This window comes from Adlercreutzia sp. CNCM I-6216, from assembly GCF_977113345.1.
In genome coordinates, this window is the sequence record NZ_CDSBIE010000001.1 from 302,817 (window position 1) to 318,931 (window position 16,115).

Sequence of the window (16,115 nt, forward strand, 5' to 3'; positions counted from 1 at the left end):
CTCTTCACGTAATGTGACAATGAGAGGCGGCCGTCCTACCCAAGGTGTCCACCTGCCATTTCAGTTGCGATTATAGCGCCCTCGTTCGCGCTGTCAAGCAAAAGAGGACCGCCCCGTCGTGCGGAGCGGCCCTCGGGACTCAAGCTTGTTCAGCAGACGCCTAGCGCTGCTTGATGGCTGCCTGGGCAGCGGCCAGACGGGCCACCGGCACGCGATAGGGCGAGCAGCTCACGTAGTCCAGACCGATGCGGTTGAACGTGTGGATGCTCTCCGGGTCGCCGCCGTGCTCGCCGCAGACGCCGCAGACGAGATCGGGGTTGCCCTCATGCCCCAGCGCCACACCCATTTCCACGAGCTTCGCCACACCGGCGTCAATCGTGGCGAAGGGGTTGTACGGCAGCAGGTGCTCGTTGAGGTACTGCGGGACGAACTCGCCCTCCACGTCGTCGCGGCTGAAGCCGAAGGTGGTCTGGGTGAGGTCGTTGGTGCCGAAGGAGAAGAAGTCGGCCTCGGTGGCGATCTCGTTGGCGGTGACGGCCGCGCGCGGCAGCTCGATCATCGTGCCAACGGGGATATCCAGCTCGACGCCCTCCGCAGCGGACACGTCAGCGATGACGGCCTCGGCCACGCCGCGCAGCTTCGCGAGCTCGGGCAGCACGGACACGAGCGGGATCATGATCTCGGGCTTCGGCGAGAAGCCTTCCTTCTGTAGACGAGCGCAGGCCGTGGCGATGGCGCGCACCTGCATCTCGGGGAGGATGGGGTACACGATGCCCAGACGGCAGCCGCGCATGCCGAGCATCGGGTTCTGCTCCGCGAAGCCGTCGATCTTCTCGAGCAGGTCGCGCTTCTCGGCGATGGCGTCGGGGGCGGCGCCGGTCGCCTCCATCTTGGCGATCTCAACAGCCAGCTCGCGCGGGCTCTCCAAAAACTCGTGCAGCGGCGGGTCGAGCAGGCGCACGATCACCGGCAGGCCGTCCATGGCCTTGAACATGCCGTAGAAGTCGCCCACCTGAGCCTCGAACAGATCGGCGACGGCCTTCTCGCGGATGAGCTCGTCGTCGTTCAGAATGAAGGTCTGGATGATCTGCTTGCGATCGCCCAGGAACATGTGCTCGGTGCGGCAAAGGCCGATGCCCTCGGCGCCGAAGTCGCGGGAGAGCTGGGCGTCCTCGGGGTTGTCGGCGTTGGCGCGCACGCCCAGGGTGCGAACCTCGTCGGCCCACTCCAGGATGGTGTCCAAGTCGCCGGTGAGCTCGGGCATGACCAGATCCACCGCGCCCAAGACCACGATGCCCGTGGTGCCGTCAATGGAGATCATGTCGCCCTCGCGGATGACCAGATCAGTGCCGGCGATGGCGGCCTCCTTCTTGGCCGCGTCGATCTTCAGCGCTTCCACGCCGCACACGCACGGCGCACCCATGCCGCGGGCGATGACGGCTGCATGGCTGGTCTTGCCGCCATGGGAGGTGAGGATGCCCTCGGCGGCGATCATGCCGGCGAGGTCGTCGGGGTTGGTCTCCCAGCGCACGAGCACGCACTTACGGCCGGCCTCGGCGGCGGCCACGGCGTCGGCGGCGGAGAAGACGGCCTCGCCCACCGCGGCGCCCGGGGAGGCGTTCAGGCCGCGGGCCACCACGTCGTAGGTGGCGTTCTTGTCGAACTGCGGGTGCAGCAGCTGGTCGAGCTGGTCGGGGGCCACGCGCATGATGGCCTCTTCCTTGGTGATGAGGCCTTCCTTCTCCATCTCGATGGCGATGCGCAGGGCGGCCGCTGCGGTGCGCTTGCCGGCGCGCGTCTGCAGCATCCACAGCTTGCCCTGCTCGATGGTGAACTCGATGTCGCACATATCGCGGAAGTGGTTCTCCAGCACGTCGAAGATCTCCTCGAGCTGGGCGCCGGCCTCTTCCAAGCCCTCGACGGTCTTCAGATCGGCGATGGGGCTCGTGTTGCGGATGCCGGCCACGACGTCCTCGCCCTGGGCGTTCACCAGGTAGTCGCCGTAGAACTCGCGCTCGCCGTTGGCGGGGTTGCGGGTGAAGGCCACGCCCGTGGCGGATGTGTCGCCCTTGTTGCCGAACACCATGGACTGCACGTTGACGGCGGTGCCCAGATCGTCGGCGATCTTCTCCTTCTGGCGGTAGAGGACCGCGCGCGGGTTGTTCCAAGAACCGAAGACGGCCTCGATGGCCAGCTGCAGCTGCACCATGGGATCCTGCGGGAAGGCAACGGCGCCATCGACGACGAGCGACGGGTAGGCCTCGCCGTCGACGTTCTCGGCGAAGATGGCCTTGAACTCGTCGACGAGCTCCTGCAGATCCTCGGCGGTCAGATCGGTGTCGGAGGCGACGCCGCGGTCGTTCTTCATGGCGACGATGGCGTTCTCGAACAGATCGCCGTCGAGGCCCATCACGACGTTGGAGAACATCTGGATGAAGCGGCGATAGGAGTCCCAAGCGAAGCGCGGGTTGTCGGTCTGCTTGATGAGGCCGTTGATGGACTCGTCGTTAAGGCCGAGGTTCAGCACGGTGTCCATCATGCCGGGCATGGAGAAGGGGGCGCCGGAGCGAACGGACACGAGCAGCGGATCCTCGGCGTCACCGAGGCGCTTGCCCATGCGCTCCTCCAGGTCGGCGCGGTACTCGGCGATGGTGTCGAGCGCGCCTTCCGGCCAAACGTTGCCGGCGTTGGCGTACTCCATGCAGGTTTGGCACGTGATGGTGAATCCGGGAGGCACCGGCAGCCCGATGTTGGCCATCTCGGCGAGGTTCGCGCCCTTGCCGCCGAGCACCCATTTCATCTCGGTGTTGCCCTCGGTCACATTGTTCCCGTTGGCGTCCTTGCCGAAGGCGTAGACGCGCTTCACTGCTTCTGTCACCTTACTTCTCCTTAAAGCTTAAGCGACGCCCCTTGTGCGCGCCGCGATTGCCTTACCGCGAACCCCGCCCGCGACGCCGGCCGATGCGCCCCGCTTCGCCTTCGCGGCGACGCGAGCGCCCCTGCCGACAGCGCGCGATTGCCGCAGCTGCCTTTCCCGCCATGCCAGCCGAGCCGGACAAGGCGCCCCGCTTCGTTCCGAGCTTAGCCGCAGGCACATCGCGGGCATCCCCGAGCATCGTGGATATCCCGAACATCGCGGACATCCCCGAATCGCGGACATCCCTGTTGCCTGAACACCGAAACGAAACAAGTTGGCTTCAATTATAAGGGATAATCTCGCCTATTTCGCGATTCCCCTCCCCCATCAGGCCGCAGTACCCCAAAATCTCACAAGCGGTCGTTTGCAACCCCAACTCTCCCCGCTCATCTGCCGATGGTGCATCATTCGCCCGAGACAATGGCGCTCAAGAAACGCAGCAGGAAAAACACTCTGGACAACGAGCACAGCGGCACACGACAGTCTGAACAGTCTAGGAAATAGACACAGTGGCATACAGCCGCATTTCGATGCAAGCCCTCCACGGCCAGAAAATCGGCGTTAACTGCATCACGGGCCAAAAAAGTGGCGCTGACTGCATTTTGGCAAGCCATCTTCGTGGGTTTTGGCCAAAAAGCATTCCTCAGCTGCAAAAGCGACGCGCAAATCGCATCTCCGTCCTCTACCACAAGCCCGTGACCTGGCCTTTTGATAACCCTTCTTTTCCCAGCTGAAGACAGTGGTCAATTTTCCCGTCTTAACTGCCAGTTCGCAATGCTTTTTTGTCCAGAAAGTACCCGAGCAACGCTAGCGATCAGAGCCCGTGGCTGGGCACCCCCGCTAAAACACCTCTACGTGCAGCGCGCTTGACCGACAGCAAGACCGCTGCGCCGCAACCCACCCCTCGTCGAGATAATCGTCCATGGACCATCTCAGCTGATAGAGTCGTTTTTGCCTTAATGCGAAGTTCTTGCAGCGCAAGCGTAATCGCGTGCCTCGTCTTGCGTGCGCCTCCTGGGCGACGTGGCGCATAGCCGAAGCGCTGGCCAACTGCGAAGTTGTAACGGTGATTACCTTCTGGCCGTCACTTTCCAGCGCCATGCGCTTTGTCGCGTCAAGCGTCGCCTGGCGCGCCGTAAGATGCTCGGCATTCGAATCGAATTCAATGTCGAGCTTGCAGTCCGGCAAATACAGGTCTGGAACCAAGCTCTCCCGTCCAGCAAGCGCTTTTGCCCGCTTCGACGGCTTAATGCGCCTGTTCATCACCGACCCGCTCAATCCGAAACCGCCCAACCGTGCTGGGAGTCCGAGCACAAGTCGCATGAACACTTCAGGCGGCGATGCTGCCTCGGCACAGACAAACCGCAGAGCCTCCCGTGCACGTGCAAGGCCATCGTGACCTGGGCATCGCTCGAGATAGGCGCCGATGCGTCGAGGGCTTGTCAACGGGGTTCGTCCCATAAGCCCCGACGGCACCGAGGGATCGAGGCCGAAAGTCCCGCACAGAAAGCATCCCGCTTGAATCAGCGGGAGAAGATCGAGGCTCTGGGCCAGCTGAAGAAAGCATAATTCGGGACACGAAACAATAACGCCATGATCGATGCGCAAAAAGGATCCCGATCGATAGGGATACGACGAGCCATGCAGATGCACATCATCGAGGGTGCAGCGCTCCCACTTAGGAACCAAGCAATGCACGGGGCGCGTAAGGTAAGGCATTCGCTCACGCACATAGTCCAGGGTAGCCTGCGTAGGGTAGCAGGATTTATCAAGGACGCTGGGGGGCGCCACCGCAGAAGGCGCATCGCCCGCAACGAGATAGTAGGCGAATGCCGACTCGCCGTAGAGAGCAACGCGCATGAACCTCCCCTTCCCATCGTTTGAACAACCGCCTCTCGCTTCGTTTCGCCTCCGCAGCGCGCAGCTTGAGCGATCCGACGCAACGGGCGAGAGGAAAGTGTTCCGCGTACTCTATGCCAGAAGCAGGCAATTGACTAGGGGTGCATTTTGCCGTCATCCCCGGCGCCAGTCGGGACTCCATCGGGAATGAAACGAGACATTGCGTTGAAGTTTTCAAAGCACGAGGTCACATGAGGGGAGTTATCAACAACCACGCAAGCCGATCGTCGTGCCGTTCCCAAAACGCAAAATACTTCAGGAACAAATTTCTCGTTGCTCTTCTTCGGCGAGCACCCACTGCACAAGATCCGCACATTCACGGCATTCCACGCAATTGCTCTGAGATATCTGGATCCGCAGCGGGGTGCGCTCGACGAAGCTTGCGGCGGGGCGCGAGCAGCAAGGCGCGCAGGGCTCGACGAGACACAAGAGGAGCGTGCCCGGCAACACATGCAGCAGAGCGCGACCGACAAATCAGGATCCTCTGGCGCGCCTCATGAATTCTTTTGGCCAAAAATGCCACGCTAGCTGGCAGCTATCGCCCTTATTTTGCCCACTAATTTGTTTTTCCGAAAAGAGCTCTATAGCAGACTAAAGTTTTCCCTGTTCAGGAGCGCGCAGTTAGTACTCCGATTGAGCCCAGCGTGAAGCTGATGCAGCCAGCGGCTCCTTTTTGGCCAGAACCTGCCCTCAAAGCCTCCGCAAAAGCAGTTTCCGCCACTTTTTTGACCAGCATTGGGAACAAAGTCGAGCAAGGCGAGGCGCGGGCGCGGGCAAGGCGGCGTAGCGGGGGCTAGTCGATGATGTCGGTATTGGAGGGGTGGCTGCGCTCGTAGTAGCGGAGGATCTCCTGGGCGGTCTCCTCCACGGCGCGGCCCTCGGTGTGCACGACGATGCAGCCGAGTCGGCGCATGAGGGCGCGGCTGGCTTCCAGGTCGCGGTAGATGTACTCGGGATCGGCGTAGTTCTTCGCGAGCATGGCGAACTGGCCGCCGCCGGCCTTCCCTGCCGCCTTCTTGATGCGCTTGCGACGGATGTCCAGCAGCACCTCCGGCGTGATCATGAGGCCGAACAGGCGCGTGCGATCGACATCGTAGATTTGCGAGGGCGGCTCGGTGGTGGGATCCAGCGGCACATTGGCAACCCTCAGCCCCTGCTGGGCCAGGTAGATGGAAAGCGGCGTCTTCGAGGAGCGCGAGACACCCAGAAGCACGATGTCGGCCTTTGTGAGATCCTCGGGGTTCTGACCGTCGTCGTGAGCGATGGTGAACTCCAAGGCACCGATGCGCTTGAAGTAGTTGTGGTCCACCACGCGCAGCATGCCGGGCTTGCCCACCGGCTCCATGCCGCTCATCTCGGAGACGGCGGCGACGGCAGCCGTGAGCACGTCCACCGCCACAATGTTGGGATGCTCGGCCAGAAAGCCCTGCAACGGTTCGCGGATATCGGCGTTGACCAGCGTGTACATCACGAGCATGCGGTCATCGCCGAGCACCTCCTCGTGGTGCCGCGCATGTTCCAGCAGGTATCCGCGCACCTCCTCGAAGCTCTTCACCTTCGAGAAGATCTCCAGATGCGGACTCGTGACGCCGAACTGGGCCGCGGCGGCGCGCGCCACCACCTGGGCCGTCTCGCCGATGGAATCGGAGATGATGTGGATGGTGGGCACGCGAGCCGCGCGCTCAGCCGGCGTCTTGTTATGCATTATTTCTTCGCCATCTGGGAGAAGTCGGCCACGTGGGCGAAGACGTTGGCGAAGCGGTTCAAGAGCTTCAGGCGGTTCGCGCGAACCTCCGGATCCTCGTCCATGACCATGGTGGTGTCGAAGAACTCGTCCACCGGCGCGCGCAGGGCCGCCAGGGCCACGAGGGCGTCGGCGTAGCGGTCGTCGGCGAGAGCGGCGGCCACGTCGCCCTCGGCGGTGGCCACGGCCTCGGCGAGCGCCGTTTCCACCGCGGTGAGCTCGGCCTTCTTGTAGCCGGTGCCCAGGCCGATCTCGCGCAGGTTGTTCGCACGGGCAAAGGCGGTGGCCAAGTCGTCGAAGACCTGCGGGTTCTCGGTGCGGGCGGCCTCCAGGGCCCGGGCGCGGCGGGCGAGCACGATCGGCTCCTCAATGCCACAGGCGAGCACGGCGTCGATGGTGTCGGCCTTCACGCCGGCATCGCGCAGGGCCACCTTCTCGCGGGTGATGAAGAAGTCGATGATCTCGCGGCGCACCTCGGCGTTGTCGAACTGAAGCCCGGCCTCGCGGTAGATGATGAGCGAGCCGTCGATGGTCTCCACCAGGCTGATCGGCAGGCCCGTCTCCTCCAGGATGGCCAGCACGCCCAAGGCGGCGCGGCGCAGCGCGAAGGGGTCGGAGGAGCCGGTGGGCGCCTGGCCCACGGCGAACAGGCCGCAGATGGTGTCGATCTTATCGGAGAGCGCCACCACCTGGCCGATGATGTCGGTGGGAATGGCGTCGCCGGAGAAGCGCGGGCGGTAGTGCTCGGCGATGGCGCGGGCCACGCGAGGCGGCTCGCCGGCGGCGGTGGCGTAGTAGCTGCCCATGATGCCCTGGACGCTCGTGAACTCGATGACGGCGCTCGTCACCAGGTCGGCCTTGGCCAGGTAAGCGGATCGCGCGATGTCGCGCATCTCGGCGGCTTCGATGCCGGCGGCCGACGTGATGCGGGCCGACAGCTTCACCACGCGAGCGGTCTTGTCGCGCATGGTGCCCAGCGCCTCTTGGAAGACCACTTCATCGAGTCGATCGACGTAGGCATCCAGCGGCATCTTCAGATCCTCGTCGTAGAAGAACTTCGCGTCGTAGAGGCGGGCGGCCACCACGCGCTCGTTGCCGTCGACGATGGTGTCCTCGTGGGCCGGGTCGCCGTTGGAGACGATGATGAACTTGTTGGTGAGTTTGCCATCGGCGTCGTACAGCGGGAAGTAGCGCTGGTGCATGAGCATGGCGTCGACGATGATCTCCTCGGGAACCTTCAGGAACTCCTCGTCGAAGGTGCCCACCATGGGGGTGGGGTACTCGGAGAGGTTGATGACCTCGGTGAGCGTTTTGGCCGGCAAATCGGCGGTGAAGCCGGTGGCCGCCTCGATGGCCGCCACGCCCTTGCAGATGACCGCCTCGCGGGCCTCTTGGGTGGGCACGACGAAGGCGCCCTCCACCACGGACACGAGGTCGTCGGCCGAGGCCACGGTGTGCGGGCCGGGGGCCAGGAAGCGATGGCCGCGCGTCTCGCGATCGGCCACGAGCCCCGCGTACTCCACGGGAATCACCGTATCGCCCAGAAGCGCCACCAGCCAGCGCACCGGGCGCGAGAACATCTCGGTCGTGGTGCCCCAGCGGCAGGACTTCGGCCAGGAGATGCCGTCGATGACGCCGCGCAGCACCTCGGGCAGCAGGGCCGCCACATCCTGGGAGGGAACCTGGCGCACGGCGTAGACGTACTCGGTGCCGTTCTCGTCGCGGCGCTCAAGCGCGTCCACGTCGAGCCCCTTGCCGCGGGCGAAGCCGATGGCGGCCTTGGTGGGGTTGCCCGCCTCGTCGAAGGCGATCTTGGCGGCGGGCCCGCGGAAGACCTCTTCCAGGGCCTCGGTTCGGGCGGCCACGTCGGCCACGATGGCGATGAGGCGGCGCGGGCTCGTGTAGATGGCCACCTCCCCATGGGGGATGCGCACGGCATCCAGGGCGGCGGGTACGAGCTCAGCGAGCTGCTCGGTGGCGCGCTTCAAATCGAAGGCGGGGATCTCCTCGGTGCCGATCTCGAAGGCGAGGGTAGCGGTATCGGACATCTTCTAGGCCTCCTTCTCGGACGTCTCGGACGGGGCGGAGACGGCGTCATCGGCGATGGTCACGAACTCGAAGGCGCGCTCGGAGTGATCGCCCGCAGCGGCTGCGGCGCCGGGGCATCCGCCGCCGGGCGCAGGCTCGGGGCACGCCGGCACGACGTTGGACGCTGCCTCGGCAGCCGGCTTCGCCAACGGATCGGGCACATCGGCGAGCAGGGCGTCCAAATCGGACGTGTCCACATCCATGCCCACGACGTTCTTCATATAGGAGGCGCAGCAGGCCTTGGCCAGGGTGCGCACGCGCAGGATGTAGGCCATGCGCTCGGTGGCCGAGATGACGCCGCGGGCGTCGAGCAGGTTGAAGGCATGGCAGCACTTCAGCACCGAGTCGTAGGCCGGCAGCGGCAGGGACGCCTTCAGGGTGCGCAGGCACTCAACCTCGCGGTCGGCGAACTCCTGGAAGAGGAAGTCGGTGTCGGCCACCTCGAAGTTGAACTTGGAGTACTCGCGCTCGTTCTCCAGGTACACGTCGCCGTAGGTGAACTCCACGCCGTCGTCGCCGCGGGCCCACACGATGTCGTACATGTTGTCGACGCCCTGGACGAACATGGTGAGGCGCTCAAGCCCGTAGGCGATCTCCACGGGCACCGGGTTGCACTCGAAGCCGCCCACCTGCTGGAAGTAGGTGAACTGGGTCACTTCCATGCCGTCGATCCAGATCTCCCAGCCCAGGCCCCAGGCGCCCAGCGTCGGGCTCTCCCAGTCGTCTTCCACGAAGCGCACGTCGTGGGCCGCCACATCGATGCCGATGGCCTCAAGAGAGCCCAGGTACAGGTCCTGAATGTTGTCGGGAGAGGGCTTGATGAGCACCTGGAACTGGTAGTAGAACTGCCCGCGGTTGGGGTTCTCGCCGTAGCGGCCGTCGGTGGGACGGCGGCAGCCCTGCACGTAGCAGGTGCGCCAGGTGTCGGGCCCCAGCGAGCGCAGCGTGGTGGCCGGGGCGTTCGTGCCGGCGCCCACCTCGTTGTCGTAGGGTTGCAGCACCACGCAACCGGTGCTCGCCCAGTAGCGCTGCAGGTTCATGATGACGTCTTGGAAGGTGGGGGGCGTCGCCTTCCCGGCCTTCCCGGGCATGTCTTGTGCCATGGGTCTCCTTTGCTCGAATTACAGCGGGCCGACGTCGGTCAGCGGCCAGTAGATGAATATCGCCTTGCCCGTGACGCTCGACTCCTTGATGGCGCCGAAGTAACGGGAATCCTGGGAATTGGTGCGGTTGTCCCCCATAACCCACAGGCCGCCGGCGGGCACCGTGTAGGGGTAGTCGATGGTAAGCCCGTAGTAGGGCGTTAGCGGATAGGACGGCTCGCCGCGGGTGTAGGGCTCGTCCTGCAGCACGCCATCTACATAGACGCGGCCGTCGCGCAGATCGACGGTCTGGCCGCCCACAGCGATGACGCGCTTGATGAGGATGCGGCCGCCCTGCTCCGGATCGGGGTCTTGGAAGGTGACGATGTCGCCGGGGGCCGGGTCGCTGCCGTAGTAGGTGATCTTCTCGGAGAAGACCATGTCGCCGGGCATGATGGTCTCCTCCATGGAGCCGGAAGGGATTTCATAGGCTTGGAAGACGAAGGTGCGCAGCCCCCAGGAGAGCAGCACCACGAGCACCACGAGCACGAGCACGGAGAGCACCGTGCGCAAAAAGCTCGAGGCGCGCGAGGGACGGGGCTGGGGCTGCGGCTGGTAGCCGTAAGGATCGGTCCCATAGCCGTTGTCGTACATCTTCGCGATGCCCCTTCCACGTCTGCGCTCACAATTGTCGGAAACGCTATGATACCCCTTCGGCCGCGCCCGTCGGCGCTGGTTCCAACAACTTCAAAAATTTCTGGTCAGCGGGGGTAAGAAGGTCCGCGGCCTCGGCGGCGGCGATGAGGTCGGGGCGGGCGGCGGCCGTGCGGGCGAGGGACTGCTCGCGCCTCCAGCGAGCGATGGCGGCGTGGTTGCCGCTCGTGAGCACCTCGGGCACCCTCATGCCGCGGAAGTCAGCCGGACGCGTGTACTGGGGATATTCCAGAAGGCCGCTGGTGAAGGACTCGTCCACGGGGCCGTCGGCCGCCCCCAGCACGCCGGGCAGCTTGCGCACGGCGGCATCGATGACCACCAAGGAGGCCAGCTCGCCGGAGGTGAGCACGTAGTCCCCCAGCGAGATGACGTGGTCGGCCAGGGCGTAAACGCGCTCGTCGATGCCCTCGTAGTGGCCGCAGATGAACAGCAGGTGATCGGCGGCGGCGAGCTTATCGGCATAGGCGTCGTCGAAGGGGCGGCCCTGGGGGGCTAGGAAGACGATCTGGGGGGCTGCGGAAGAACGTTGTTGCGACTCCCCCTGGGGCGGGACTGCGGGGTATCCTGATTCGCTCAGACAGTCCTCGCTCTGCGAAACAGCCCACTGAGCTGTTTCGTTCGCTGCGGAACTCGCTTGGTGAGCACCACCCGAAATCCCGCCAGGCTCCCCCATGGCTGAGGCAAGTTTCGCTTCCACGAACTCTTTCCCCAGAATGGCTTCTACGGCTTCGAAGATGGGCTCGCACTTCATGACGAGGCCGGCGCCGCCGCCGTAGGGGTCGTCGTCGGTGGTGCGGTGGCGGTCGTGCGTCCAGTCGCGCAAGTCGTGGGCGCGAAATTCCAAGATGCCCTTCTCCTGGGCGCGCTTCATCATGGACTCGCCCATGACCGAGTCGTACATATGCGGGAACGTGGAGAGGGTTTCGATGAGCATAGGATCCCTTGTCGATGGGTGGCGAGGACGGGCGGAAAGAAGACGACGCGCGGGGCGTCCTACAGATCGAGCAGGCCGGTGGGCAGGGACACATCGATGCGGCGGCCGGCCTCGTCGATGCCAACGATGAACTCGTCCACCAGCGGGATGAGCGCCTCTCCCCCCTCGGGGCGGCGCACCGTGAGCAAAGGCTGGGTCGCGCGCTCGGCGACTTCCACGACCTCGCCCACGTATCCCGCGCGCTCGTCGTGCACCGACCAGCCCTCCCAGGCGGGCAGCGCCTCGGCCTCTTCCAGCACCGAGGCGTCGATGTCCTCCTCGCGGGCCAGAAGCTCGCAGCCGGCCAGAAGCTCGGCACCGCTCAGATCGGACACCTCGTCGAAGAAGACGAGCGCCTCGTTCTCGGCCCGCTCCGTCACCTCGCGCACGGTGAGCGTGCGGGGCGCATCCAGCTGGGGCGGCACGACGGCCAGCGTGAGACCGGGGTGCAGCACAAAGGGAAGGCCCGACGCACCTCGTGCGACGAGCCCTCCGTTCAAATTCTTCGGTTTCGCCAGATAGGCGATAGACATCCAGCCGCGCATTTAGTCGATGAGCTCCACATCGACCAGCTTGCCCGACTTCGACGCGGCGGCGCGGGCCAGGGTGCGGATGGACTTGATGACGCGGCCCTGACGGCCGATGACCTTGCCGGCGTCGTCGGCGGCCACGCGGATCTCCACCATGATGTTGCCGTCCTCGGTCTCGGCGGCCGCGATGTCCAGGGCATCGGGCTCGTCGATGAGCGGACGGACGATGGCGTCGGTGAGGCCGGCGAGATCTTCCGTGAGATCGGCCATGGTGCTAGGCGTTCTCGCGGGCGATCGTCAGCAGCTTCGCAACGCGATCGGTGGGCTGGGCGCCGTCGGCGATCCAGCGGTCGACCTTCTCCATGTCGAACTGGATCAGGTGCGGATGGGTGCAGGGGTTGTAGCGGCCCACTTCCTCGATGAAGCGGCCGTCGCGCGGAGAGCGGGAATCGGCGACGACGATGCGGTAGTACGGGCGCTTCTTGGCGCCGTGGCGAGCGAGGCGAATCTTGACTGCCATGAAATGGAACTCCTTCTTGTACTTTCATTCTCTATACGCAAGCACTGCTCGCACAGTGCGGCGAAAACAGCAATTGCTTATATTACGGCTTGAGCGCAGGAAAGGCAAGCGCCCATCCACGAACTATCCACGGACGGCACCCGGAACGGCTGGCAACTCCACCACGCGGGTGGCGAGGAGGGAGGCCAGGGCCGGGGAATGGGAGACGAAGATGAGGCCCATGGCGCGCGCCTCGGCCTCGGCGACGAGCGCCCGCCAGATCTGCGCCTGGGTCACGGCGTCCAGCATGGTGGAGACCTCGTCGGCGATGAGATAGCTCGGGTGCGCGCCGAGGGCCCGGGCGATGCAGAAGCGCTGCATCTCGCCGCCGGACAGCTCGTGGGGATAGCGCGAGAGCCATGCGTCGCGGATGCCCAAAAGCTCCCGCAGACGGCCCAGCTCCTCCTCGCTTGCGCCGCATTCGGCGAGACTCGCCGCCATGCGCATGCGCGGATCCAACGTCAGCTCCGGATGCTGCCCGATGAGCTGCACCGGGCACGGGCCACGCCTCGGCAGCGGGGAGCCATCGGCGAGCACCTCGCCCGTCCGGGGCGCCAGATAGCCCGCCAGCACGCGGCAGAGCGTCGTCTTACCGGTGCCGGAGGGCGCGGCCAGCTGCACGCGCTCGCCGGGGGCAACGGCGAGGGAGACGTCATCGAGAACGGGACGACCGTCGAAGGCGACGGAGAGGTGCCGGCCTTCTAGCATAGCGGACCTCCTTCGGTGGGCACGACAAATCCATGCTCGGGCAGGGCGTGCCAGAGCTGACGGGTGAAGGGGTGGCCCAGGGTATCGGGCGAGGCGAAGGCGGCGACCGAGGTCTCCTCCACCACCGTGCCGTCGCGGAAGACGGCGACGCGATCGGCCACGGTGAGCGCCAGCTCGATGTCGTGGGTGATGAGCATGACGCCGCCGCCAGCGTCGGCAAAGGCGCGGAAATCCGCGAGCGCCGCCTGGGCCAGCGACAGATCGAGGCCGGGCGTGGGCTCGTCGGCGATGATGAGCTTTGGCGCGTCCATGAGCGCGCAACACAGAAGCACGCGTCGGGCCATGCCGCCGGAGAGCTCGTGGGGGTACAGGCGCGCGACCTCCTCGGCAAGGCCGTAGCGGGCGAACAACTCGGCGCGCCGGGCGCGGCGGCGGGCGGCATCGGCGCGACGGGCCGCACCGCGTCCCCGCGGCATGCCTTCCACTTGGCGCCCCACCCGCATGAGCGGATCGAGGCTTGCCACCGATTGGGGCACAAGGGCAATGCCGCGCCCGCGCTCGGCGGCCAGGGCCGCCGCGTCCATGGGACGGCCGTCGAACCAGATGCGCCCGCGCACGAGCGCGTTGGACTCGAACAGGCCCAGCACCGCGTCGGCCAGAAGCGTCTTGCCCGAGCCCGAGGCGCCCACCACGGCGACGATCTCCCCCTCGTGCACGGAAAGGCTCAGGGAGCGGATGACCTCCACTTCCCGCTGGGGCACGTCCAAATAGCGCCCCAGCCGTCCCCGATCTGCGCGCGAATCCCCTTGCGCCCTCGTCGCCGCCGCTTCTTCATCGTACATGAGAAACGACACGGAGAGGTCCTCCACCGTCAGCAGGTGATGGCCGTGCCCGTGGCGCGACGTGGCCGCGTGGGAGTGGTGATGATGCACCGGCTGAGCACCGTGATCGACGGCCTCGTGGGCGACGGCAGGCTTCTCTTCCATACTCCCCTCCTATTCCTGGGCGTAGGCCGGATCGACGAGCTTGCGCAGGCTCGTTCCCACCACATCGAACAACATGACGCAGACGACAAGCGCCAGCCCCGGGAACACCGCGAGCCACCACAGCCCCGCCGACAGGTAGCCCATGGCCTCGGAGAGGATGATGCCGATGGCCGGCATCTCCGGCGGCAGCCCGAAGCCGAGGAAGGTGATGGCCGCCTCGTGAAGGATGGCGTGGGGAAACAGCAGCACGAGCCCCACGACGAACTGCGGCAGCACATAGGGCACCATGTGCCGTGCGGAGATGGCGAGCCGGCCCGCACCGAGACGGGCGGCGGCCGCGACGAAATCGGAGGATGCGCACTGGAGTATTTCCGCGCGCAGGATGCGGGCGAGGCTCGGCCAGTGCGTGAGGGCCACGCCGATGGTGACGCCCCAGAACCCCTTGCCCAAAGCGTAGGAGATGAGGATGAGCAGCACGATATGGGGAATGCCCATCATGAGGTCGATGAGCCAGCTGACCGCATGGTCGGCCCAGCGGGGGCCCAGCGCCGCCGCGGCCGCCAGCGCGAGCGCGATGAGCGAGGAGGCCACAGCCGCCATGAGGCCCACGAGCACGCTGGTGGAAAGGCCGGCCAACGTGCGCAGGAGCATGTCGCGGCCCATCCAGTCGGTGCCGAACGGGTGGATGAGCGACGGGGGCAGGCTCTTGGCGGCGAAATCGGTCGCCTGGGCGGCCGGCCCCGCAACAAGGCCGGCCACCACAACGGCAGCCAGCAGCAGCGCCCCGCCCAAGGCGAGCGCGAAGGCGCAGCGGCGGTTGGGCAGCCGGCGGCGCCGCGGCGCCGAGAGCACGGGAGCTTCGGGGTTGACGGAAACCGCATCAGTCATCAGCGACCTCCTTCTGCCGACGCACCGGGCGCATACGGGGATCCACCAGGCCGTAGATGAGGTTCGCGGCCAAGTTCCCCGCGAACACGAGCGCCGCCGACACAAGTGCGATGCCGGCGAGCAGGGCCACGTCTCCCCCGAGGCCGGCCGTGACGGCGGCCTGGCCGAGGCCGGGATAGCTGAACACCTCTTCCACGAGCACCGAGCCGCCGAAGATCTCGGCGATCTGGGAGAACTGGAGCGTGATGGCCGGGAGCGCCAGATTGCGCAGGCCGTGGCGGATGAGCGCCTCGCGCCGCGTGAGGCCGCGGGCCCGGGCGAAGCGGACGTAGTCGCTGTTCAGCACATCGATGGCCTTGGCCCGGGTGTGCAGCGCCACGTTGGCCACCCCCACCACCGATAGCGTGATGGCCGGCAGCGCCATGTGATGCAGCGCATCGGCGAAGGTGACATCGGCGGCCGCCACTCCCACGGGCACCGAGAAGCCGAGGGGGAACCACCCGAGCCACACGGAGAACACTATGAGCAAAAGCAGCCCCACCCAAAACGTCGGCGAGGCGGCCAGAACGAAGCAGTAGCCGCGCACGAAGCGATCGAGCAGCCGCCCCTCGCGCAGGGCCGCCGCCACGCCCAGGACGAAACCGAGCACGCCGGAGGCGACCCACGCCACCCCCATGAGGGCGAGCGAGTTGGCCGCCCGCGAGGCGATGACCTCGGCCACCGGCGCGTTGTAGCGCAGCGACATCCCCAAATCGCCGTGCAGAAGGTCGCCGGCCCAAGCGAGAAAACGCTCGAGCATGGGCGTGTCGGCACCCCAGTAGGCCGCCAGCGCCGCCCGCTTCTCCTCGCTCATGGAAAGCAGCGCCGCCTGCCCCACGTTCGCTTGCAGAGGATCCACCGGCGAGAGGCTGACCAGCGTGAACGTCACCACCGCCACCGCCGCCATCAACAGCAGGAACCGCCCGAATTGCGACGCGATGTACCTAGCCATGGCGCAGCCCCGTCAATCTCGCAGCAGCGAGCTTTG

General features: G+C 65.9%; 14 protein-coding genes. All 14 read right to left on the minus strand.

What is annotated here, in order from left to right:
- Positions 1 to 160 precede the first annotated feature (160 nt).
- The 14 genes from ppdK to ACYVRU_RS01290 all read right to left on the minus strand — a co-directional run bounded on the left by ppdK (position 161) and on the right by ACYVRU_RS01290 (position 16,079).
- The gene (gene ppdK / locus ACYVRU_RS01225) at positions 161 to 2,878 is read right to left on the minus strand and encodes a pyruvate, phosphate dikinase (RefSeq protein ID WP_161128072.1); all 2,718 of its coding nucleotides are present in this window, start codon (positions 2,876 to 2,878) and stop codon (positions 161 to 163) included.
- 879 nt (positions 2,879 to 3,757) lie between these two features.
- A complete protein-coding gene (locus tag ACYVRU_RS01230; RefSeq protein ID WP_461185628.1) occupies positions 3,758 to 4,777 on the minus strand; it encodes a hypothetical protein in 1,020 nt (339 codons plus the stop codon).
- A gap of 832 nt (positions 4,778 to 5,609) precedes the next feature.
- Positions 5,610 to 6,521, minus strand: coding sequence for a pyruvate, water dikinase regulatory protein (locus tag ACYVRU_RS01235; RefSeq protein WP_114540029.1), 912 nt, complete (start codon positions 6,519 to 6,521; stop codon positions 5,610 to 5,612).
- Positions 6,521 to 8,608, minus strand: a complete 2,088-nt coding sequence (gene glyS, locus ACYVRU_RS01240) for a glycine--tRNA ligase subunit beta (RefSeq protein ID WP_461185629.1) — start codon at positions 8,606 to 8,608, stop codon at positions 6,521 to 6,523. Before glyS ends, ACYVRU_RS01235 begins: the two co-directional genes overlap by 1 nt.
- Positions 8,609 to 8,611: 3 nt before the next feature.
- Positions 8,612 to 9,751, minus strand: a complete 1,140-nt coding sequence (locus tag ACYVRU_RS01245) for a glycine--tRNA ligase subunit alpha (protein ID WP_368044494.1) — start codon at positions 9,749 to 9,751, stop codon at positions 8,612 to 8,614.
- Between the two features lie 18 nt (positions 9,752 to 9,769).
- Positions 9,770 to 10,384 (minus strand): signal peptidase I, encoded by a 615-nt coding sequence (lepB, locus tag ACYVRU_RS01250; RefSeq protein ID WP_173112702.1) that lies wholly within the window; start codon positions 10,382 to 10,384, stop codon positions 9,770 to 9,772.
- Positions 10,385 to 10,430: 46 nt separating this feature from the next.
- Entirely contained in the window at positions 10,431 to 11,378 is a 948-nt protein-coding gene (gene trmD, locus ACYVRU_RS01255; RefSeq protein WP_461185630.1) for a tRNA (guanosine(37)-N1)-methyltransferase TrmD, read from the minus strand.
- A 59-nt stretch (positions 11,379 to 11,437) separates the two neighbouring features.
- Positions 11,438 to 11,950, minus strand: a complete 513-nt coding sequence (locus tag ACYVRU_RS01260; RefSeq protein ID WP_461185631.1) for a ribosome maturation factor RimM — start codon at positions 11,948 to 11,950, stop codon at positions 11,438 to 11,440.
- A 12-nt stretch (positions 11,951 to 11,962) separates the two neighbouring features.
- On the minus strand, positions 11,963 to 12,217 hold the full coding sequence (locus tag ACYVRU_RS01265) for a KH domain-containing protein (protein WP_302234502.1): 255 nt from the start codon (positions 12,215 to 12,217) through the stop codon (positions 11,963 to 11,965).
- 4 nt (positions 12,218 to 12,221) lie between these two features.
- The gene (gene rpsP / locus ACYVRU_RS01270) at positions 12,222 to 12,467 is read right to left on the minus strand and encodes a 30S ribosomal protein S16 (protein ID WP_022740122.1); all 246 of its coding nucleotides are present in this window, start codon (positions 12,465 to 12,467) and stop codon (positions 12,222 to 12,224) included.
- A 123-nt stretch (positions 12,468 to 12,590) separates the two neighbouring features.
- Positions 12,591 to 13,214: an ABC transporter ATP-binding protein gene (locus ACYVRU_RS01275; protein ID WP_461185632.1), complete on the minus strand. Its 624-nt coding sequence runs from the start codon at positions 13,212 to 13,214 to the stop codon at positions 12,591 to 12,593.
- Positions 13,208 to 14,200 carry an ATP-binding cassette domain-containing protein gene (locus ACYVRU_RS01280; RefSeq protein WP_114540023.1) on the minus strand — a complete coding sequence of 331 codons (993 nt, stop codon included), beginning with the start codon at positions 14,198 to 14,200 and terminating at the stop codon, positions 13,208 to 13,210. Before ACYVRU_RS01280 ends, ACYVRU_RS01275 begins: the two co-directional genes overlap by 7 nt.
- Before the next feature lie 9 nt (positions 14,201 to 14,209).
- Positions 14,210 to 15,088: an ABC transporter permease gene (locus ACYVRU_RS01285; RefSeq protein WP_461185633.1), complete on the minus strand. Its 879-nt coding sequence runs from the start codon at positions 15,086 to 15,088 to the stop codon at positions 14,210 to 14,212.
- Positions 15,081 to 16,079, minus strand: coding sequence for an ABC transporter permease (locus tag ACYVRU_RS01290; protein ID WP_461185634.1), 999 nt, complete (start codon positions 16,077 to 16,079; stop codon positions 15,081 to 15,083). Before ACYVRU_RS01290 ends, ACYVRU_RS01285 begins: the two co-directional genes overlap by 8 nt.
- Positions 16,080 to 16,115 lie beyond the last annotated feature (36 nt).

What these genes read in the sequence shown, in the direction of transcription:
- ACYVRU_RS01230 (WP_461185628.1), bottom strand. Translation starts at nt 4,777, where the DNA reads ATGCGCGTTGCTCTCTACGGCGAGTCGGCATTCGCCTACTATCTCGTT.
- ACYVRU_RS01235 (WP_114540029.1), bottom strand. Translation starts at nt 6,521, where the DNA reads ATGCATAACAAGACGCCGGCTGAGCGCGCGGCTCGCGTGCCCACCATC.
- glyS (WP_461185629.1), bottom strand. Translation starts at nt 8,608, where the DNA reads ATGTCCGATACCGCTACCCTCGCCTTCGAGATCGGCACCGAGGAGATC.
- ACYVRU_RS01245 (WP_368044494.1), bottom strand. Translation starts at nt 9,751, where the DNA reads ATGGCACAAGACATGCCCGGGAAGGCCGGGAAGGCGACGCCCCCCACC.
- lepB (WP_173112702.1), bottom strand. Translation starts at nt 10,384, where the DNA reads ATGTACGACAACGGCTATGGGACCGATCCTTACGGCTACCAGCCGCAG.
- trmD (WP_461185630.1), bottom strand. Translation starts at nt 11,378, where the DNA reads ATGCTCATCGAAACCCTCTCCACGTTCCCGCATATGTACGACTCGGTC.
- ACYVRU_RS01260 (WP_461185631.1), bottom strand. Translation starts at nt 11,950, where the DNA reads ATGTCTATCGCCTATCTGGCGAAACCGAAGAATTTGAACGGAGGGCTC.
- ACYVRU_RS01265 (WP_302234502.1), bottom strand. Translation starts at nt 12,217, where the DNA reads ATGGCCGATCTCACGGAAGATCTCGCCGGCCTCACCGACGCCATCGTC.
- rpsP (WP_022740122.1), bottom strand. Translation starts at nt 12,467, where the DNA reads ATGGCAGTCAAGATTCGCCTCGCTCGCCACGGCGCCAAGAAGCGCCCG.
- ACYVRU_RS01275 (WP_461185632.1), bottom strand. Translation starts at nt 13,214, where the DNA reads ATGCTAGAAGGCCGGCACCTCTCCGTCGCCTTCGACGGTCGTCCCGTT.
- ACYVRU_RS01280 (WP_114540023.1), bottom strand. Translation starts at nt 14,200, where the DNA reads ATGGAAGAGAAGCCTGCCGTCGCCCACGAGGCCGTCGATCACGGTGCT.
- ACYVRU_RS01285 (WP_461185633.1), bottom strand. Translation starts at nt 15,088, where the DNA reads ATGACTGATGCGGTTTCCGTCAACCCCGAAGCTCCCGTGCTCTCGGCG.
- ACYVRU_RS01290 (WP_461185634.1), bottom strand. Translation starts at nt 16,079, where the DNA reads ATGGCTAGGTACATCGCGTCGCAATTCGGGCGGTTCCTGCTGTTGATG.